This window comes from Solirubrobacter ginsenosidimutans (assembly GCF_027587205.1).
The window spans coordinates 37,234-57,044 of record NZ_JAPDOD010000034.1 but is presented as its reverse complement, the minus strand read 5'-3'; the positions used below and the strand labels follow the sequence as shown (position 1 = coordinate 57,044).

Annotated in this window: 17 protein-coding genes; 4 read left to right on the top strand and 13 right to left on the bottom strand. The window is 70.0% G+C overall.

From position 1 onward, the window contains the following. The first annotated feature begins 60 nt into the window (after positions 1–60). Positions 61–1,044 carry a magnesium and cobalt transport protein CorA gene (locus tag OM076_RS29540; protein ID WP_270043722.1) on the top strand — a complete coding sequence of 328 codons (984 nt, stop codon included), beginning with the start codon at positions 61–63 and terminating at the stop codon, positions 1,042–1,044. 5 nt (positions 1,045–1,049) lie between these two features. On the opposite strand, the gene OM076_RS29535 is transcribed toward OM076_RS29540, so the two are convergent. The 10 genes from OM076_RS29535 to OM076_RS29490 form a co-directional block, all read right to left on the bottom strand. Further along, on the bottom strand, positions 1,050–1,616 hold the full coding sequence (locus tag OM076_RS29535) for a universal stress protein (protein WP_270043721.1): 567 nt from the start codon (positions 1,614–1,616) through the stop codon (positions 1,050–1,052). Next, positions 1,613–2,680, bottom strand: coding sequence for a histidine kinase (locus OM076_RS29530; RefSeq protein ID WP_270043720.1), 1,068 nt, complete (start codon positions 2,678–2,680; stop codon positions 1,613–1,615). The genes OM076_RS29535 and OM076_RS29530 overlap by 4 nt, the downstream gene beginning before the upstream one ends. After that, the gene (locus OM076_RS29525; RefSeq protein WP_270043719.1) at positions 2,681–3,115 is read right to left on the bottom strand and encodes a hypothetical protein; all 435 of its coding nucleotides are present in this window, start codon (positions 3,113–3,115) and stop codon (positions 2,681–2,683) included. A 2-nt stretch (positions 3,116–3,117) separates the two neighbouring features. Continuing rightward, entirely contained in the window at positions 3,118–5,214 is a 2,097-nt protein-coding gene (kdpB, locus tag OM076_RS29520; RefSeq protein ID WP_270043718.1) for a potassium-transporting ATPase subunit KdpB, read from the bottom strand. After that, a complete protein-coding gene (locus OM076_RS29515) occupies positions 5,211–5,819 on the bottom strand; it encodes a potassium-transporting ATPase subunit C (protein WP_270043717.1) in 609 nt (202 codons plus the stop codon). Before OM076_RS29515 ends, kdpB begins: the two co-directional genes overlap by 4 nt. A gap of 3 nt (positions 5,820–5,822) precedes the next feature. Then, positions 5,823–7,511 carry a potassium-transporting ATPase subunit KdpA gene (gene kdpA, locus OM076_RS29510; protein ID WP_270043716.1) on the bottom strand — a complete coding sequence of 563 codons (1,689 nt, stop codon included), beginning with the start codon at positions 7,509–7,511 and terminating at the stop codon, positions 5,823–5,825. A 2-nt stretch (positions 7,512–7,513) separates the two neighbouring features. Next, a complete protein-coding gene (gene kdpF, locus OM076_RS29505; RefSeq protein WP_270043715.1) occupies positions 7,514–7,603 on the bottom strand; it encodes a K(+)-transporting ATPase subunit F in 90 nt (29 codons plus the stop codon). A 167-nt stretch (positions 7,604–7,770) separates the two neighbouring features. Continuing rightward, on the bottom strand, positions 7,771–8,454 hold the full coding sequence (locus tag OM076_RS29500; RefSeq protein ID WP_270043714.1) for a response regulator: 684 nt from the start codon (positions 8,452–8,454) through the stop codon (positions 7,771–7,773). A 13-nt stretch (positions 8,455–8,467) separates the two neighbouring features. Continuing rightward, positions 8,468–9,226 (bottom strand): glycosyltransferase family 25 protein, encoded by a 759-nt coding sequence (locus tag OM076_RS29495; protein WP_270043713.1) that lies wholly within the window; start codon positions 9,224–9,226, stop codon positions 8,468–8,470. Further along, positions 9,223–10,515 carry an aminotransferase family protein gene (locus tag OM076_RS29490; RefSeq protein WP_270043712.1) on the bottom strand — a complete coding sequence of 431 codons (1,293 nt, stop codon included), beginning with the start codon at positions 10,513–10,515 and terminating at the stop codon, positions 9,223–9,225. Before OM076_RS29490 ends, OM076_RS29495 begins: the two co-directional genes overlap by 4 nt. Before the next feature lie 569 nt (positions 10,516–11,084). Here OM076_RS29490 and OM076_RS29485 point away from each other — a divergent pair. The 3 genes from OM076_RS29485 to OM076_RS29475 are packed head-to-tail and all read left to right on the top strand — an operon-like array spanning position 11,085 to position 16,585. Then, a complete protein-coding gene (locus OM076_RS29485) occupies positions 11,085–11,543 on the top strand; it encodes a hypothetical protein (protein WP_270043711.1) in 459 nt (152 codons plus the stop codon). Beyond that, positions 11,530–13,440, top strand: coding sequence for a potassium transporter Kup (locus tag OM076_RS29480; protein WP_270043710.1), 1,911 nt, complete (start codon positions 11,530–11,532; stop codon positions 13,438–13,440). Before OM076_RS29485 ends, OM076_RS29480 begins: the two co-directional genes overlap by 14 nt. A 10-nt stretch (positions 13,441–13,450) precedes the next feature. Further along, positions 13,451–16,585, top strand: a complete 3,135-nt coding sequence (locus tag OM076_RS29475) for an ATP-binding protein (RefSeq protein WP_270043709.1) — start codon at positions 13,451–13,453, stop codon at positions 16,583–16,585. Here the strand turns inward: OM076_RS29475 and OM076_RS29470 are convergent. The 3 genes from OM076_RS29470 to kdpA (OM076_RS29460) are packed head-to-tail and all read right to left on the bottom strand — an operon-like array spanning position 16,578 to position 19,801. After that, positions 16,578–17,339 (bottom strand): ABC transporter permease, encoded by a 762-nt coding sequence (locus OM076_RS29470; protein ID WP_270043708.1) that lies wholly within the window; start codon positions 17,337–17,339, stop codon positions 16,578–16,580. The two genes, OM076_RS29475 and OM076_RS29470, sit on opposite strands and share 8 nt — an antisense overlap. Beyond that, complete coding sequence (locus OM076_RS29465) at positions 17,336–18,091, bottom strand: ABC transporter ATP-binding protein (protein WP_270043707.1); 756 nt, start codon at positions 18,089–18,091, stop codon at positions 17,336–17,338. The genes OM076_RS29470 and OM076_RS29465 overlap by 4 nt, the downstream gene beginning before the upstream one ends. Before the next feature lie 54 nt (positions 18,092–18,145). Next, positions 18,146–19,801 carry a potassium-transporting ATPase subunit KdpA gene (gene kdpA, locus OM076_RS29460; RefSeq protein ID WP_270043706.1) on the bottom strand — a complete coding sequence of 552 codons (1,656 nt, stop codon included), beginning with the start codon at positions 19,799–19,801 and terminating at the stop codon, positions 18,146–18,148. Positions 19,802–19,811 lie beyond the last annotated feature (10 nt).

Genomic DNA, 19,811 nt, shown 5'->3' with positions numbered 1-19,811 from the left:
ATGGCGGAGCGCCCGATCTTTGCGCGCTCTTGACGGCCGCGTGCGTAGCGTCGGCGACAGGTGATCGTTGATCGCGCCATCTACCGGGACGGCCGGCGGTTCGCCGCGCCCGACGACCTCGACGACCTCTTCGACGCGTGCCGCGACGGGGGCGGGATCGCGTGGATCGGCCTCTACCGGCCGTCGGCGGAGGAGTTCATCGCGGTCGCGCGAGAGTTCGAGCTGCACGCGCTCGCCGTCGAGGACGCCGTGAACGCGCACCAGCGCCCGAAGCTCGAGCGCTATGGCGACACGCTGTTCCTGGTGCTTCGCCCCGCGCGCTATGTGGATGAGACCGAGACGGTCGAGTTCGGTGAGGTGCACGTCTTCGCCGGGCCGCAGTTCGTGATCACGGTGCGCCACGGCGAGGCGCCGGACCTCGCCGGTGTGCGTGAGTGCCTCGAGGCTCGTCCCGACCTGCTCCAGCGCGGGACCGGGGCGATCGTGCACGCGATCCTGGATCGCGTCGTCGACTGCTACGCGCCCGTCGTCGAGGGCATCGAGAACGACATCGACGAGATCGAGGACGACGTCTTCGACGGCAGCCCGCACGTCTCGCGGCGGATCTACGAGCTCGCGCGCGAGGTGATCGTCTTCCAGCGCGCGACCAAGCCGCTGGTCGCGATCCTCGACGAGCTGATGGACGCCAAGGCCGTCGACGTCGAGGAGCGGCGCTACCTGCGCGACGTCCAGGATCACGCGCTGCGGATCCAGGAGCAGGCCTTCGGGTTTCGCGAGCTGCTGCAGAACATCCTCAGCGTCAACCTCACGCTCGAGACCAAAGCGCTGAGCGAGACGTCCAATGCGCAGAACGAGGAGGTCAAGAAGATCTCCGCCTGGGCGGCGATCCTCTTCGCCCCGTCGATCGTCGGCACCGTCTACGGCATGAACTTCGAGCACATGCCCGAGCTCGGCTGGGGGCTCGGCTATCCGTTCGCGCTCGCGCTGATGCTGCTCGTCGCCATCGTCCTGTTCGCGACGTTCAAGCGTCGCGGCTGGATCTGACGGCCTTAGAAGTGCCCGCGCACGGCGTCGCCGGTGATCCGGCGGTCGTCGGTGAACCCGGGACGCAGGATCAGGACTTCGGCGGGCGCGCGTTCGAGCAGCCAGACGAGGTCATCTCCCGACAGGCCGCCGCGGGCATCGCCGGCGGCGGGGACGATCACGCGATCGACCGGCTCCTGCTCGAGCAGGAGGGCGAGCGCGTGGCGGTAGGTCCGGCCGCGGCCCACGCGGGAGTCGACGGGGATCGCAGCCGTCGCGGCGGCCTGCTCGATCGCCTCCAGCAGCGGCATGCCGACGTTGCACTGGGCGGGGACGGCGGCGTCGAGCGGCAGGTGGCGCGGAACGGTGGCCAGGAACGCGGGCACCAGCGTGGCGTCCTCGGCGCGGGCGAGCCGGAGGGCCGCGTCGAGCGAGCGGCGCGAGATCGCGGTGCCGGTGAACGGGAGCAGGATCCGCCGCACCGACCCGGCGCCGGCGGACTCCAGCTTGCGGCGGTGGCGGGCGTAGGCGAAGCCGCCGAGCGCGCCGACGACGATCGCGACGGCGGCGACGATGAAGTGCGTGGCGATCATTTCTCTCTCCGGGCGGCGACGATGCGTACGTCGACGCCACGGGGCGCGGCGCGCATGATCCGTTGGGGCAGCGGTTCACGCAGGCGCGCGAGGCCGCGGCGCGGCGGGGATTCGCCGACCAGCACGTAGGTGGTGCCGCGTTCGCGGATCTCCGCGGCGGCGGCTTCGACGACGTCGTCGGATTCGCGCACGACCATGTGCGCGCCGAGAACGGAGACCAGTTGCTGCAGCGCGAACAGCGCGCGGGCGGTGTCGCCGTCCGGCGCGCGGCCGGGCGGTTGCACCCAGAGCACGTCGAGGTCCGCGCCGAGGCGCTGGGCCGAACGCCATGCCCTCCGCACGAGCCGCTGGGCGCTGGGCTGCGGCTGGACGAGCGCGAGCAGCCGCTCGCCCACCGCGGGCGCGGAACGGACCTCCTGCGCGGGGTCCCGCCTGGAGACGACCTCCTCGGCGACCTGTCGCAGCGCGGTCTCGCGCAGCGCGGTGAGGTTCTCGATCCGGAAGAAGCCGTTCAGCGCGGCGTCGATGCGCTCCGACGGGTAGACCTTGCCCTCGCGCAGGCGCTGCAGCAGCGCCTCCGGCGTGACGTCGATGAGCACGACCTCGTCCGCCCGCTGCAGTGCCTTGTCCGGAAGCGTCTCGCGCACGCGCACGCCGCTGTGCTCGGCGAGCTGGTCGTTGAGGGATTCCAGGTGCTGGACGTTGAGCGTCGAGAAGACGTCGATGCCGGCGGCGAGGACCTCCTCGACGTCCTCGTAGCGCTTGCCGTGCTCGAGCCCCGGGGAGTTGGTGTGCGCGAGCTCGTCGATCAGACACAGCTGCGGCGCCCGCGCGAGGATCGCCGGGAGGTCCATCTCGGCGACCGTCGTGCCCCGATAGACGACCTCGCGCCGGGGCACCATCTCGAAGCCGTGTGCGAGCGCCGCGGTCTCGGCGCGGCCGTGCGTCTCGAGCAGGCCGATCACGGTGTCGCGGTCATCGGCTCGCCCCTCCTGGAGCATCCGGTAGGTCTTGCCGACGCCCGCGGCCATGCCGAGGAACACCTTGTGGCGTCCACGCGGCATCTAGAGCGCGTAGCGCGCCCGCTCCGTCGCCGCATGCAACTCGAGCGGGGTCCACGGCCGGTAGAGCGGGCCGCCGCCGTCGGTGAGCAGCTGCAGCGCGAGCGCGACGCCACGTGGCTCCGGGTCGCGGATCTCGACCAGGTCGTCGGCCAGCGCCAGCAGCGCGGGCCCGGCTTCGAGCACGGCCGCGCGACAGACCGGCACGCCGGCGCCGCGCCGCTGCGAGCCGCTGGCGACCGCCCGCCGCAGGCCGCGGGCGAGCTGCCGGCGGATGCGCGGCTCCACCAGTTGCGCGGCCCGCAGGGCCAGCAGCTCGCTATTGCCCGGATTCGCACCGGCGGCCAACTCGCGGTCCAAGCGCATGCGCCTCAGCGCGACGCGCAGGCGCAGCGCGGGACGTGGCCGGCGAGCGTCGACGCCGGCAAAGGCGGCCATCGTCACGCCCCCAGGAGGTTGTGGACGATGAGGTCGATCAGCTTGATCCCGGCGAACGGGGCGATCAGGCCGCCGACGCCGTAGATCAGCAGGTTGCGGCGCAGCAGCGCCGTGGCGCCGACGGCGCGGTACTTCACGCCACGCAGCGCGATCGGGACGAGCATCGGGATCACGATCGCGTTGAAGACGATCGCGGAGATGATCGCCGACTGCGGCGTCCCCAGGTCCATCACGTTGAGCTTGGACAGCGGGCCTTCGGACTGCCCGGCCGCCGCGTAGGTGGCGACGAAGATGGCCGGCAGGATCGCGAAGTACTTCGCGATGTCGTTGGCGATCGAGAACGTCGTCAGCGCGCCGCGGGTGATCAGGAGCTGCTTGCCGACCTCGACGATCTCGATCAGCTTCGTCGGGTTGGAGTCGAGGTCGACCATGTTGCCGGCCTCGCGCGCCGCCTGGGTGCCGGTGTTCATCGTCACGCCGACGTCGGCCTGCGCCAGCGCCGGGGCGTCGTTGGTGCCGTCGCCGGTCATCGCCACCAGGCGGCCGAGCTCCTGCTCGGAGCGGATCAGCTCGAGCTTGCGCTCCGGCGTCGCCTCGGCGAGGAAGTCGTCGACGCCCGCCTCTTCGGCGATCTTGGCCGCGGTCAACCGGTTGTCGCCGGTGACCATGACCGTGCGGATGCCCATCGCGCGCAGCTGCTCGAAGCGCGCCGCCATCCCTTCCTTGACGGTGTCCTTGAGGTAGACGACGCCGAGCACCTGCGCGTCGCGCGCGACGGCCAGCGGCGTGCCGCCCTCGCGCGAGATGCGGTCGAGCACGGGCGCGAGCGCCGCGGGCGCCCCGCCGCCTTCCCCTTCGACGAACTGGATGATCGCGTCGCCCGCGCCCTTGCGCAGCCGCACGCCGTCGGTGTCGATCCCGCTCATCCGCGTCTGCGCGGTGAACGGGACGAACTCGTGCGTGCCGAGGTCGCGCTCGCGGATCCCGAACTGCTTGGCCAGCACGACGATCGAGCGGCCCTCGGGGGTCTCGTCGGCCAGCGACGCCAGTTGCGCCGCCTCGGCCAGCTCGACCTCCGAGACGCCCGGCATCGGCACGAACTCCGACGCCTGGCGGTTGCCGAGCGTGATCGTGCCGGTCTTGTCGAGCAGCAGGACGTCGACGTCGCCACTGGCCTCCACCGCGCGACCACTCAAAGCAAGCACGTTGCGGCGCACGAGCCGGTCCATGCCGGCGATGCCGATCGCACTCAAGAGGGCGCCGATCGTCGTCGGGATCAGCGCCACCAGCAGCGCGATCAGCGTGGTGATGGAGATGTCGGTGTTCGCGAACTCGGCGAACGGCTTGAGCGACACGATCACGAACAGGAAGACCAGCGTCAGGCCCGCTAGCAGGATGTTGAGCGCGATCTCGTTCGGCGTCTTGCGCCGCTCGGCGCCCTCGACCAGCGCGATCATCCGGTCCAGGAACGACTTGCCGGGCTCCTGGGTGATCTCGACCACGATCCGGTCGCTCAGCACGCGCGTGCCGCCGGTGACGGCGGAGCGATCGCCGCCGGACTCGCGGATCACCGGGGCCGACTCGCCCGTGATCGCGGACTCGTCGACCGAGGCGATTCCTTCGACGACCGTGCCGTCGCCCGGGATCACCTCGCCGGCTTCGACGATCACGGTGTCACCGCGCTGCAGCTGCGACGCGCTGACCTCGCGGCCGTCGCCCAGGCGGGCCATCGTGTCGGCGCGCATCGCCCGCAGCGAAGCGGCCTGCGCGCGGCCACGGCCCTCCGCCAGCGCCTCCGCCAGATTGGCGAAGACGACCGTCAGCCACAGCCAGACCGTGACCGTAAACGTGAACCACGCGGGCTCGTTCCCGCCGCCGAGCGGCTTCCCGCCGAACAACTGGATCAGCCACGCGATCGTCGTGATCAGCGCGCCAACCTCGACCACGAACATGACCGGGTTGCGGACCTGCACGCGCGGGTCGAGCTTCTTGAACGAAGCCCCGATCGCCGGCCACAGGATCTCCGGCGTGAACAGGGACTTGCTCGCGCGCGGCGTGCCCGTAGGCGCGGGCGAGGGCGGTGTTTGAATGGCGGTCATCGGCCGAGTGCCTCGTTGAGCTTGGTGGTGTTGACGCCCGGCTCGCCGAGCAGGCCGAGGAAACGGCCGTCGGTGCTGTCATCCACGAGCTGGTTGACGCGCTCGAGCGGGATCCCGCGGGCCTGGGCGACGCGGCGCGCCTGGATGCGCGCGTTGTCGAGGGAGATGTGCGGGTCCACGCCAGAACCGGACGTGGTCACGGCGTCCGCCGGCACCTTGGCGTTCGTCAGGCCCGGGTTGTCGGGCCCGTTGAGCGCGATGTAGGCGGCGAGCTGGTCGCGGTAGAAGTACTGCGCGCTGGCCTGGTTGGGCCCGCGGTTGGAGAAGAACGTGCCGTTGGCGTTGTAGTCCGTCTGCGAGGGCCGCGGCTGGAAATAGCGCGGATCCGGCTCGGTGACGGCGTTGCCGTCGGCGTCCTTCTTCGGCTGGCCCGAGGCGTCGAGCACGGGCTTCGTCCAGGCCTTGGCGATCAGGTCGGGGTTGCCGTCGGCGTTCTTTCCGAACGCGACCTGCGAGATCCCCGTGACGACGAGCGGATAGACGAGCCCGAGCAGGACCGTGAACACGATCACGGCCAGGGCTGAGGTGATGAGATTCCGTTTCATGGCTTAGAAGAGGCGGTCGGTCATGCCCTGGACGACGGGGCCCAGGAGCAGAGCGGGGAAGAAGGTCAGCGCGCCGATCAGCACCACGACGCCGACGAGCAGGCCGGCGAAGGTGGGCGTGTCGGTGCGCATCGTCCCGAGGCCCGCCGGGGCGACGCGCTTTTTCAGCATCACCCCGGCGACGGCGAGCGTGAAGATGATCGGGATGAAGCGGGCGAGGACCATCGTCATGCCGCCGAGCAGGTCGGCGAAGGTGATGCCGTGGGCGCCGATGTTCCCGGCGACTGGCTGGTAGTAGCCCGTGTAGCCCGCGAACGCCGAGCCGTTGTTGTTGGCCTGCGACATGTAGGCGTACAGGGACTCGGAGAAGCCCTGTGGGCCGGAGGCGTAGATCGACGGCCCGCCGTACTTCAGCGACGTTGCCAGGCTCGTGGCCACGAGGATCGCCAGCGGCGTGAAGAGCAGCCCGAGCACGACGAGCTTGATCTCGCGCGCCTCGATCTTCTTGCCCAGGTACTCGGGCGTGCGGCCGACCATCAGGCCGCCGATGAAGACCGCCAGCAGCGCGTAGAGCAGGATCGTGTACAGACCCGTGCCGACGCCGCCGAAGACGCTCTCGCCGTAGGCCAGGTTGACCATCGGGACGAGCCCGCCGATGCCGGTCAGCGACTCGAACGCGGCGTTGACCGCGCCGGTCGAGGTGGCGGTGGAGATCGCCGCCCACAGCGATGAGCCGGCGGTGCCGAAGCGGACCTCCTTGCCCTCCAGGTTCGCGCCGGTGATGCCGGCGGCGTGCATGGCCGGCGTGACGTGGGACTCGGCGAGGTAGATGACCGTGACCGAGATCGCGAACAGCACGAACATCGCGCCGAAGATCGTCCAGCCCTGGCGGCGGCTGCCGACCATGCGGCCGTACGTGAAGGTCAGCGATGCCGGGATGGCGAGCATCGCGAGCATCTCGATGAAGTTGGTGAGCCCGTTCGAGTTCTCGAACGGCATCGCGGAGTTGACGTTGAAGAAGCCGCCACCGTTGGTGCCGAGCTCCTTGATGATCTCCTGCGAGGCCACCGGGCCCCAGTGTGTGAGCGACTGCACGACGCCCTGCGAGGCGAGGACCAGGGCGCCGATCACGGAGATCGGCAGCAGCACGTAGAGCAGCGCCCGCGTGAGGTCGTGCCAGAAGTTCCCGAGACCGGTCGCGCCGGTGCGGCGCGCCGCGATCCCCCGGATCAGGGCGATGGCCACGACGATGCCGACCGCGGCGGAGACGAAGTTCTGGACGGCGAGGCCGCCCATCTGGCTGAAGAACGACAGCGTCGTCTCCCCGCCGTAGTACTGCCAGTTCGTGTTCGTGATGAACGACGAGGCGGTGTTGAACGACAGATCCCACGTCCCGGAGTGGAAGCCGCCCGGGTTGAAGGGATGCAGCGTCTGCGTGCGCAGGATCAGGTACAGCGCGAGCCAGAAAAGACCCGAGAACACCAGCAGCGAGCCCGCGTAGGACTTCCAGCCCTGTGAGCGTTCGGGGTCGACCCGGATGACGCGGTAGATGAGCCGCTCAAGCGGCCCGAGCACCGGGGTGAGGAACACGCGCTCGTTCGTGAACACGCGCGCCATGTAGCCGCCCAGCAGCGGCACGATCGCGGTGAGCACCGCGACGAAGACGATGATCTGGATCCAGCCCTGGAGCATGGCTAGAAGCGCTCCCCTCGCAACAGCGCGTAGAGGAGGTACCCCGCCAACAGGGCGGAGACGATGAGGCCCAGCAAGTCGGCGCCGCTCATATGCGGTCCACCAGCTCGATCAGGCCGTAGAGCGCGAGAAAGGCCAGAACGGCCAGTGCGACGGCGACAAAATCCATGCCAGCGATCCTGCACCCGCGCCCGTGAAGGCCCCATACAGAACCGGGGCGCCGGTATGCAGATTTCGTAAAGGTGGTTTGCGGGCCTGACTACGCGGCGAAGCGGTAGCCGATGCCCGGGTCCGTGCGGATGTAGCGCGGCGCCTGTCCTGCGGGCTCGATCTTGCGTCGCAGGTTGGCCACGTGGGCGCGCAGGACGGCCCCGTCGGTCGCGTACTCGGGGCCCCACACCTCGATCAGCAGCGAGCGATGCGTCATCAACCGCCCGCGGTTGCGCGCGAGCAGGCGCAGGAGGTTGAACTCGATCGGGGTCAGGTGCACTTCGGCGCCGTCGACGCGCACCGTGCGTGCCGCGAAGTCGAGTTCGAGCCCGTCGGCGCGCAGCACCGGTTCGGCCTGTCCTGGGCCGGCGCGCCGCATCGCCGCCTCAAGTCGCGCGACGAGCTCGCGCGGACCGAACGGCTTGGTGACGTAGTCGTCGGCGCCCGCCTCGAGTGCGCGCACCTTCGCGTCCTCCTCGCCCACCGCCGAGAGCACGAGGATCGGCATCTCCGACCAGCCGCGCAGGCTGCGGGTGATGTCGATGCCGTCGCCGTCGGGCAGCACGAGGTCGATGATGGCGGCCTCCGGCGGGCGAACCGCGGCGGCGTCGAGCGCGCCCTCGACGCTCGCCGCCTGCAACACCTCGAAGCCCGCGTCACGCAGGAGGATGCGCAGCGCGCGCAAGATCTGCGGCTCGTCGTCCACGACGAGGACCCGAGGACGGTCGCTCATCACGAGCCACCGGTCACGCGTCGGTTGTCCCTCCGACGAGGCGAAGTGCGGCGGGATGCAGGTCGCCCGAGTAGTCCCCGGTCGCCTCGGTGTCGCTGCCGGCGACCTCCTTGGGGAGCTGCGTGACGAGCGGCGGGTCGAACGCGTAGGCGTTCAGCCGGGGCGGATAGCGCCTGCGCACGTCCGCGCGCGGATGCGGCATGTACAGCGCCGGCAGCAACTCGTCGACCGGGATCAGCGCACGTTCGAAGCCGACGTCCAGGAGCTTCGCCAGCCCCGTCGCGCTCAGCATGTAGGCGAATGTGCAGTAGCTGTACGCGGGGCGCACGATCGAAGGGCTTAGCCGCGCGTCGGAGTCGGGCTCGAGCACCCACCGGCCGACGTAGACCAGATCCCATTCCGGGTCGAGGGCGTTCAGCTCCGCGAGCCGCATTTCCAGCGCGTGTTCGATGCCTCCGACGAGCGTCACGTCGTCCTCGAGGATCAGCGTGCGCTCGGCGTGCACCGCCGCCGCGCGCTGCCAGCACAGCCAGTGGCTGACGGCGCAGCCGATCTCCCCCAGCTTCAGCGGCCGGTTCCACCACGCGTTGTGGGAGTCGATCTGCCAGTCGAAGAGCGCGAAGCCGCGGAGGTGGGCGGGCCGGATCGCCGCGCCGTCGCGCGGCCCCGGCCAATGGGTGGTGTACTCGACCGCCCAGCTGCGCGGAAGGATGCGCTCCATGCGCGCGCGCCGATCCGGCCGCCGGGCGAGATTGACGACGAAGACCTTCATCGCGCGTAGCGGAGCCGGCGACCGAGTCCTCTGAGCACGGCGTCCAGGCGCGCGACCAGGTCGTCGACCTCCGCGTGGGTCACGCACAGCGAAGGTGCGAGGGGGAAGATGTCGCCGCCGCGGCCGAGCAGCCCGTGCTCGTCCATCAGCTCGCGTGCCGCGGCCTGGAGCCCGGCGCCGGCCGGGAACGGCTCGCGCGTCGAGCGGTCGCGGACGAGCTCGACGGCGCACATCAGCCCGCGCCCGCCACGGACGTCGCCGACGATCGGGTGGTCGTAGAGCTCGAGCAGGAGCTCGTAGAGGTAGTCGCCCATCACGCGGGCGTTCTCGACCAGGCCTTCGCGCTCGATGATGTCCAAGGTCGCCAGCCCCGCCGCGCACGCCGCGGGGTTGCCGCCGAACGTGAACCGATGGTTGAACGGGGAGTGCGCGCCCGTGAACGTGTCGGCCACGTGCTTGGCCGCGATCGCCGCGCCGATCGGCACGTAGCCGCCGGTCAGCCCCTTGGCGACCGTGGTGATGTCCGGCACGACGCCCCAGTGCTCGGAGGCGAACATGGTCCCCGTGCGCCCGAACCCGGTGATCACCTCGTCGAAGATCAGCAGCACGCCGTAGCGATCGCAGATCCGGCGGACCGCCGGCCAGTAGAAGGCGTCGGGGGTATGGACGCCTGCGGCGGCCGAGATCGGCTCACCGATCACGGCCGCGACGGTCTCGGGTCCCTCGTTGAGGATCGCGCGCTCGATCTCGAGCGCGCACTCCAGGTCGGAGAGGATCGGCCGGTACTCGTCGGGGCCTTGGACGCGCACCGCGCCGGGCAGCAGCGGGCCGTACTCGACGCCGGTGTTGGACCCGCCGCCGCCGAGGCTGAGACACGCGAGCGTGGCGCCGTGGTAGGAGCCGCGGCGGCTGATCACCTTGAAGCGGCCCGATTCGCCGCGGTTGCGGTGATATTTGCGAGCCATCTTGAGCGCGGTCTCGACCGCCTCGGAGCCGCCGCTCGTGAAGAGCACGCTCGAGTCCGGGTCAGGCGCGAGAGCCGCGACCCAGTCGGCGAGCTCGATCGTCGCCGGGTGGACGGTGCCGTCGGGCGCATAGCTCAACCGCGACATCTGCGCGTGCACCGCGTCGGCGATCTCGCGCCGGCCGTGCCCGACGTTGGTCAGCCACATGCCGGACAAGCTGTCGAACCACGTGCGGCCCTCGGCGTCGAGGACCCACGGGCCGGCGCCACCGACCACGAGCTTCAGCCCGTGCTCGGAGAAGAGGTCACCGGGCTTGTAGGGCACAGGCCAGAGGTGCGCCTGACCGGCGGCACGCAGCGTCGCGACCCGCGCGGGGGCGAGCGGCGCTGCTAAGTCGCCCCGTGAGGGTTCGGATTCTCCTGCTGGGACGTGAATCGTTGCCATGCTCGCGAAGCTAGGCGACGCCGCGTCAAGGACGTGTCCAGATCCGGCTGCGGCGCATCAAGATCGTGTGAAGCCGGCTTCGCCTTCACGAAACCTTGATGGCGAACCGTGAAACCTGCACGCCGTCTTTGCGTCGCGTGGCTGATCTTTGACAGCGTGCTGCCGGCTCCCCAGTCACACGGTCGTGTCGGCAGTAGGGACCTCTCTCTCCCGCACGTCGTCGGCCCGCTCCCAGGGCGGGCCGACACGTGTCCTGGAAGGGTCTGCGCGGGGCGTCTTCACGAGATCTTGATGCCCGACGGCCACACCTGCACAGAGTCTTTGCGAGACCGGTCCGATGATGGTCTCATGGACACGAAGACGCTCCCGAGACCCGAGGACCACCACTTTGGCCTGCCGACCGTGACGCCGCAGCCGGCGCCGCCGGCGCCGCAGCCATCGACAGATTGGTGAGCGCGCAGGCGCAGGCGAGCGCGCCGTCCCCGACGTTCCTCCTGCGCGCGGTCGTGTGGTGGCGCAAGCCGTCGCTCGACCGCGCGCTCGCGGCCGGCACGACCGACACCGCGGCGCTCCGACTCCGCGCGGAGCAGCTCGTCGCGCTCGACTCACGCACGCGAATCGCGGACGGGATCGAGCTCGCCATGGCCGACGAGGGCGCGCGCGCACGCCGCCCGCACAGCTCACCGGTGCAGCGCGTGTCGCTGGCGCTGGCGCACCCGGAACTCGTGTGGCTCGTGGCATCGCTGCGCACGGCGGGGGAGCCCTCGGCACAGGCGGTGGCGCAGGCGCTGCAACTGCTCACCGACGACGCAGGGCCGCTCTACACGCCGAAGTCCGTGACGGAACTGCGCGATACTGCGGGCCGGATCAGCACCCAGCTGATCGCCCGCCCCCGTGACGCGCTCTAACCACTCGACCGCTCAGGCCGCGCTCGCCGTCGGCGCGCTCGGCGTCGTCTTCGGCGACATCGGCACGAGCCCGCTGTACACGGTGCAGACCGTGTTCAACCCGGATGACCCGCATCCGGTCGCGGTGTCCACGAACGCGGTGTTCGGGATCATCTCGCTGATCTTCTGGTCGGTGATGCTGATCGTCACGCTCACCTACGTCGTCTTGGTGATGCGCGCCGACAACGACGGCGAGGGCGGGATCATGGCCCTGATCACCCTGATCCGCCGCCAGAACGTGCCCGGCGGGCGCCGGGTGGCCGTCGTGCTCTCGGCCCTGGGCATCTTCGGGGCGTCGCTGTTCTTCGGCGACAGCATGATCACGCCGGCGATCTCGGTGCTCTCCGCGGTCGAAGGGCTCAAGATCGTCGAACCGTCGCTGGAGCATCTGATCGTGCCGATCACGGCGACGATCATCGTGCTGCTCTTCCTCTTCCAGCGCTTGGGCACGGCGACCGTGGGGCGCTTGTTCGGACCGGTGATGATCGTCTGGTTCCTCTCCATCGCCGTGTGCGGCGTGAGCGGCATCGCCGACCATCCCGAGATCCTGAAGGCGTTGTCTCCGACGTACGCGATCAAGTTCTTCTTCGGGCACTTCTCGATCGCGTTCTTCTCGCTGGCCGCCGTGGTGCTGGCCGTCACGGGAGCCGAGGCGCTCTACGCCGACATGGGGCATTTCGGCCGCCCGGCGATCACGCGTGCGTGGCTGATCCTCGTCTTCCCCGCTTGCATCCTCAGCTACCTGGGCCAGGGCGCGCTGATCCTCGGCGATCCGGTCAAGAACATCAGCAGTCCGTTCTTCCTGCTCGTGCCCGACTGGGCCCGCATCCCGATGGTCCTGCTCGCCACCGCGGCGACGGTCATCGCCTCCCAGGCGGTCATCACCGGCGCCTTCTCGGTCGCTCAGCAGGCCGTGCAGCTCGGCTATCTCCCGCGGTTGCGGATCGCGCACACCTCCGACGAGACGATCGGGCAGATCTACGTCCCCTGGATCAACTGGACGCTGATGGTCTCGGTCCTCATCCTCGTGTTCGCCTTCCAGACCTCCGCCGCGCTGGCCTTCGCGTTCGGCATGGCGGTGACCGGCACGATCACGATCACCACGCTGCTGTTCTTCTACCTCTACCGCCACAAGTGGGGCAAGCCGTTGTGGCTGGTGGCCTCCCTCGGCGGCGGCTTGCTGGTCGTCGACGTGTTCTTCCTCGCCGCCAACCTGACCAAGCTCACGCACGGCGCGTGGCTGCCGCTGCTGATCGGCATCGTCGCCTTCACCGTGCTGATCACCTGGCAGCGCGGCCGCGCGATCGTCACACAGCGCCGGGAAGAGGACGAAGGCTCGCTGCGCGCGTTCGTCGACGAGCTCCATGACCTGGATCCGCCGCTGCTGCGCGTCTCGGGCACCGCCGTCTTCCTGAACCGCGGCAAGGAGACCGCGCCACTGGCCATGCGCGCCAACGTCGAACGCAACCACGTGCTCCACGAGCACGTGGTGATCGTCTCGATCGAGACCCAGACCGTGCCCTACGTCCCGGCGACCGAACGCTTGGTCATCGACGACCTCGGTTACACCGACGACGGCATCCTCCACGTCAGCGCCCGCTTCGGCTACATGGACGACCCGAACGTCCCGGACGTCCTGCGCCAGCTCGAGTCAGCCGAGATCGAGTCGCCGATCGAGGTGGACGACGCCAACTACTTCCTTTCGACGATCGAGCTGCGCGCCGGCGACGCCCCCGGGCTCGCCCGCTGGCGCAAACGCCTCTTCATCGCCACCTCGGGCATCACCGCCGACGCCGCCGAGTACTTCGGCCTCCCCCGTGATCGCACCGTGATCATGGGCTCCCACGTCGACGTCTAGAACTAGATGGATGCAGATCGGGGTGCTCGGATCATTCGAGGTTCGCGCGGACGACGGCGGTTTGGCCGACGTGCCGGGTGCCCGGTTGCGCGCGCTGTTGATCGCCCTCGCACTCGAACCGGGCCGCGTGGTGCCGAAGGCGACGCTCGTCGACTGGATCTGGGGTGAACGCCCGCCCTCCGACGCGGCGAATGCTTTGCAACGCTTGGCTTCCCGTTTGCGGAAGGCGCTGCCGGACGCGTTGATCGAGGCGCAGACGGGCGGCTACGTCTTGACGGTGGAGCCCGGCGCTGTCGACGCGGTGCGCTTCGAACGCCTCCTCGGTCAGGCTCGCAATGGCGAGGAGCCGCAGCGGGCACGGCTGCTGCGTGAGGCGCTCTCCTTGTGGCGCGGCGCAGCCATGCAGGATGTCGACCTGCAGGACAGTGCGGCGTTTGACGCGACGGTCGCCCGGCTCGAGGGGCTCCGCCTGACCGCCATGGAGGATCGATTCGACGCGGAGGTCAGCACCGGCGACGGTGCCGCGCTGATCGCGGAGCTGACCGACCTGGTGGCCGCGCATCCGGTGCGGGAACGGCTTGTCGCCGCGCTCATGCGGGCCCTGGTCGCGGCCGGTCGTGACACGGAGGCGCTGCTCGTCTACGAGCAAACGAGACAAGCCCTGGCCGGCGAACTGGGCGTCGGCCCCTCACCGGGGCTGGCCGCGTTGCACGGCGCGCTGCTACGGGGCGAGTTGCGCCGGCGCGAGGAGAACGGGAAGACCAACCTGCGTGCCGAGCTGACCAGTTTCGTCGGCAGGGACGCTGATGTCGCCGTGGTCCGCGAACTCGTCGCGGAGCACCGGCTGACCACGCTGATCGGGCCGGGCGGTGCGGGGAAGACCCGGCTGGCCACGGAGACCGCGCGCACGCTGCTCGGAGACCTGCCGGACGGGGCGTGGTTGGTGGAGCTCGCCGTGATCGGCTCCGACGGTGACGTGGCGCAGTCGGCGCTCGCCGGGCTCCGGCTCCGGGATTCGCTGCTCGGCGCGACACCGAATGCGGAGCCGACCGACCGGCTCATCGCCGCGCTCCGGGAGCGGGAGGCCCTGCTGATCCTGGACAACTGTGAGCACGTGATCGACTCGGTGGCGACGTTCGCCGATCGAGTGCTCGGGGAGTGCCGGCGCCTGCGCATCCTGGCGACGAGCAGGGAGCCGCTCGGCATCACCGGCGAGGCGCTGTGGCCGGTCGACCCGCTGCCCTTGCCGGAAGGGGACGCCGGCCCCGCCGAGATCGACTCCTCTCCGGCCATCCAGTTGCTGCGGGACCGAGCGAGCGCGGTGCGCAAGGATCTCGCGGTCGATGCCCACGCGTTGTCGACGATGCTGCGCATCTGCCGCGCGCTGGACGGGATGCCGCTGGCGATCGAACTGGCCGCGGCCCGGTTGCGCACCATGTCCATCGACCAGCTCGCCGAGGGGCTCCACGACCGCTTCCGCCTGCTGACCGGCGGGAGCCGCACCGCGTTGCCGCGGCACAAGACGCTGCGCGCGGTGGTCGACTGGAGCTGGGAGCTGCTCGCCGACGCCGAGCGGAGGGTCTTGCGCAGGCTCGCGGTGTTCTCGGGCGGGGCGAGCCTGGAAGCGGCCGAGCGGGTGTGCGCCGGCGATGCGGTCGAGCCGGAGCAGGTCCTCGAGTTGCTCACCTCGCTGGCCGAGAAATCGCTGCTGAACACCGAGGGCGACGGCGCGGTGCGCTACCGGATGAGCGGCACGGTCAAGGAGTACGCCGCCTACCGGCTCACGGAGGCCGGGGAAGCGGAGCCTGCGCGTCACGCGCATCTCGCGTACTTCACCGAGCTCGCCGAGACCGCGGAGCCGCAGCTTCGCCGCGCCGAGCAGGTGGCGGCGCTGGCCACGCTCAGGGCCGAGCACGACAACCTCGGTGCCGCGATGCGTGGAGCGCTCGCGGCCGGCGAGGCGCCGGCGGCGATGCGGCTCGCGGTGGCCGCCGGCTACTACTGGTGGCTCGGCGGGCACAAGGTCGAAGGGCTCGAGCTGCTCGTCGCCGCCACGAAGCTGCCTGGCGAGGTGAACGACGCGATCCGGGCGATGGTGTACGGGCTCGTCGTGATGTTCGTCAGCGACGGACTCGGCGACGAGCGCCAGGCCGAGGAGTGGATCCACAAGGCCTACCGGTTGGGGCAGCGCAGTCAGGGTCGCTACCCCCTGCTGAGGCTCGTGGATCCGCTGGAGGACATGTTGCGGCGCCCGGAGGCAGCCATGCACGCCTTCGATCCGTTGCTTGACGACAACGACCCCTGGGTGCGCGCGCTCGCGCGACTGCACGTCGGCAGGATGCGGATCATCCTCGGCGACGGCGAGCGGGACGCGGAGGCGCTCCTCGAGCGGGCGCTCGGCGAGTTCCGGGCACTGGGTGAACGGTTCGGGATCTCGTTCGCCCTGACCGAGCTGGCGGACCGGATCGCCATGCGCGGCGAGTTCGCCGCCGCATGCGAGCTCTACGAAGAGGCGATCGCGGTCGTGACCGAACTCGACGCCGTCGCGGACGTCATCCGGATGCGGTCACGACAGGCGCAGCTGTTCTGGCTGCTGGGCGATCAGGCGTCCAGTGCGGCGGCGATCGCCGACGCCGAGCGGCGCGCGGACCGGGTCACCTGGCCGGATGCCCTGGTCGGGTTGGCGCTCGCGGCGGCGGAGCTCGCCCGCTGGGACGGCGATGCCGAGGAGGCCTACCACCAACTCGGCGTCGCGACGACCATCCTGGGCGACGAAGCGGAGCGGGCGACCAACCGCGCGGTGACGCACAACCTGCTCGGCCAGCTCGCCGACGATCTCGGCGACGCCCGGACGCACCACGCGGAGGCCTACCAGGCGGCGACCGAGGCCGGACACCCGCCCTTGATGGCACACGTCCTCGTCGGAGTCGCGGACCTGGCGTTGCGCCGCGACCAGTACGAGCAGGCCGCGCGGCTGCTCGCGGCGAGCGCCGCGGTACGCGGACTGCCCGATCGGTCCCACCCGGATGTCGCCCGGATCGGGCGAGCCGTGGGGCACCGTCTCGGCGACGCACGGGTCGCCGAGACGACGCGGGAGGGCACGCGGACGGACTGGTCTGAACTGGTCGCGGTCACGCTCAGCTGAGCTTGCGCCGGTAGACGGCCATGGCGAAGCCATAGGCGAGGACGAGGATGCCGAGGCACCATGCGAGAGCCAGCCAGATGTCACTGTCGACCGGGCGCTGCGCGAACAGATCCTGGATCGCGTTGACGATCGACGTGACCGGCTGGTTCTCGGCGAAGGCACGCACGGCAGCCGGCATGGTGTCCGTGGGAACGAAGGCCGAACTGATGAACGGCAGGAAGATCAGCGGGTAGGAGAACCCGGCGGCACCGTCCACGGACTTCGCCGACAGGCCCGCGATGACCGCGAGCCAGGTGAGCGCGAGCGTGAACAGCGCCAGGATCCCGGCGACTGCGAGCCACGCCAGCGGGCCTGCCGAGGTGTGGAAGCCCATGACGAGGCCGACCAGCACGATGATCACGACCGCGAGTCCGTTGGCCACCAGCGAGCTGAGAACGTGTGCCCAGAGCACGGACGATCGTGCGATCGGCATCGAGTGGAAACGCTCGAAGATGCCGGTGTTCATGTCGGTGAACAACCGGACGGCCGTGTACGCGATCCCCGACGCGATCGCGATCAGCATGATTCCGGGCAGCAGATAATTGACGTAGCTCTCGGTGTGCGTCTGGATGGCTCCGCCGAGCACGTAGACGAACAGCAGCATGATCGCGATCGGTGTGATCGCGGTCGTGATGATCGTGTCCACGCTGCGGAAGATGTGACGCAGCGAGCGGCCCAGCAGGACGGCCGTGTCTCCGAAGAAGTGCGTGCTCATGACCGGTCCCCCACAAGCGCGAGGAAGACTTCCTCGAGCGTCGGCTGCTTTTCGACGTACTCGACCTTGGCCGGCGGGAGGAGCTGCTTGAGCTCCGCGAGCGTGCCGTTCGCGATGATGCGCCCCTGATGCAGGATCGCGATCCGGTCCGCGAGGTGTTCTGCCTCGTCGAGATACTGCGTCGTCAGCAGGACCGTCGTCCCCTGCTCGGCCAGATCCTTGACGACCTGCCACACCTCGATGCGCGCTTCGGGATCGAGCCCCGTGGTCGGCTCATCGAGGAAGACCACCTTCGGCCGGCCGATCAGGCTCATGGCGATGTCCAGGCGACGGCGCATGCCGCCCGAATACGTCGCGACCTTTCGCGCTCCCGCGTCGGTCAGGTCGAAGCGCGCGAGAAGCTCGTCCGCCACCTGGCCGGCGCCTTTGAGATGCCGCAACCTGGCGACCAGCACCAGGTTCTCCCGGCCGGAGAGGATCTCGTCCACCGCGGCGAACTGCCCGGTCAGACTGATGGATTCACGCACGCGGAGCGGGTCTGCCGCGACGTCGACGCCATCGACGCTGGCCGCGCCGGCGTCTGATCGCAGCAGCGTGGACAGGATTCGCACGATGGTGGTCTTTCCCGCTCCGTTGGAGCCGAGGAGGGCGAAGATGCTGCCCGGTGCCACCTCGAAGTTCACGCCCCGCAGGACGTGCAACTCCTTGTAGGACTTTTCTATGTTCTGCACACGGATCGCGGCGCTTGTCATGCGACCACCATCGACGCCGGGCCTGACACCCGCCCGCCACGCCCCTGACATGGCTCAGAACAGCCGGTGGGTGAGCGCCTGGGCGGCCGGTCCGAGCATGAACGCGGGCACGAACGTGAGCAGCGTCACGAGGGCGATCACGCCGATCAGTACCGCCGCGAACGTCGGCGAGTCGGTTCGCAGCGTGCCGAGCCCGGGCGGTCGCGTCCGCCGGCCGGCGAGCGAGCCGGCGACGCCGAGCGCGGCGATCATCGGCGCATAGCGGCCCACGACCATCGTGACCCCGCCCGCGAGATCGGCGAACGTGATCCCGTAGGCGCCCACGTTGCCCGGCGCGTTCGGCTGCGCATACCCGGTGTAGCCCGCGTAGGCGGACCCGTTGTTGAACGCCTGCGAGACGTACGCGTAGACACTTTCGGCGAAGCCCTGCGGGCCGCCGCTCGCGAAGATCGACGCGCGGCCGTACGAGGTGGCGACCGCCAGCGCGGTGATCGCCAGCACGAAGCACGGCACGCCGATCGTCCCGATCACCACCAGCTTGATCTCCCGCGCGCCGATCGTCTTGCCGAGGTATTCGGGTGTCCTGCCGACCATCAGCCCCGCGAGGAACACGGCGAGCATCACGGTCATCAGGATCCCGTACAGCCCTGAGCCGATGCCGCCGAAGATGACCTCGCCCGTCGCCATGTTGGCGACCGCTATGAGGCCGCCGAGGCCGCTGAACGACTCCATCGCGCCATTGACCGCCCCGCTGGAACCGGTCGTGGTCGCCGCGGCGTACAGGGCGGTTCCCGCGACGCCGAAGCGCTGCTCCTTCCCCTCGAGGTTCACCCCGTGCACGCCGGCCGCGAGTTGGGCGGGCGTGCCGTGCGCCTCGGCCGCGTAGATCACGGCGACCGAGCCGGCGAAGAGGAGGAGCATCACCCCGTACAGCGCCCAGCCCTGGCGCCGGCTGCCGACCATGCGCCCGAACGTGTGCGTGAGCGCCGCCGGCACGAGCACGATCAGCAGTGCCTGGAGGAAGCTCGAGAGCCCGGACGCGTTCTCGAACGGCATCGCCGAGTTGACGTTGAAGAACCCGCCGCCGACCGAGCCGAGCGTCTTGATCGCCGCCCACGTGGCGACCGGCTGATCGACGGACTGCACGATGCCCTGCGTGAGGAACACCAGCGCGGCGATCACCGTGATCGGCACGATCACGTACGCCAGCGCCCGCCACAGGTCGACCCAGAAGCACCCGAGCGCCGTCCCGCTCTGCGCCGACACGCCGCGGATCACGGCGACCGCGACCGCCAGCCCGACGCCCGCGCCGAGGTAGCTGTGCACGGCGATCCCGGCCATCTGCGAGAACGCCGACAACGTCGTCTCGCCCGCGTAGAACTGCCAGCTCGTGTTCGAGACGAACGACGCGGCGGTGTTGAACGACACATCCCACGTGCCCGAGCCGAAGTGCCGCGCATTGAACGGATACAGGCCCTGCGTGCGCAGCAGCCCGTACAGCGCCACCATGCAGACGAAGCTGAACACGATCGCGCTGCGCGCGTAGGCCTTCCAGTCCTGCGGCTCGGGACGCAGCAGGCGAAGCTCGAGCGCCGTCGGCGGTCGAGCGAAGACGCGGGCGATGTACGCCCCGAGCGGCACGACCAAGGCGCTCAGGACGGCGATGAAGCACGCGATCTGCGCCCAGCCCACCACCGTCGTCGAATCCATGCCGCCGATG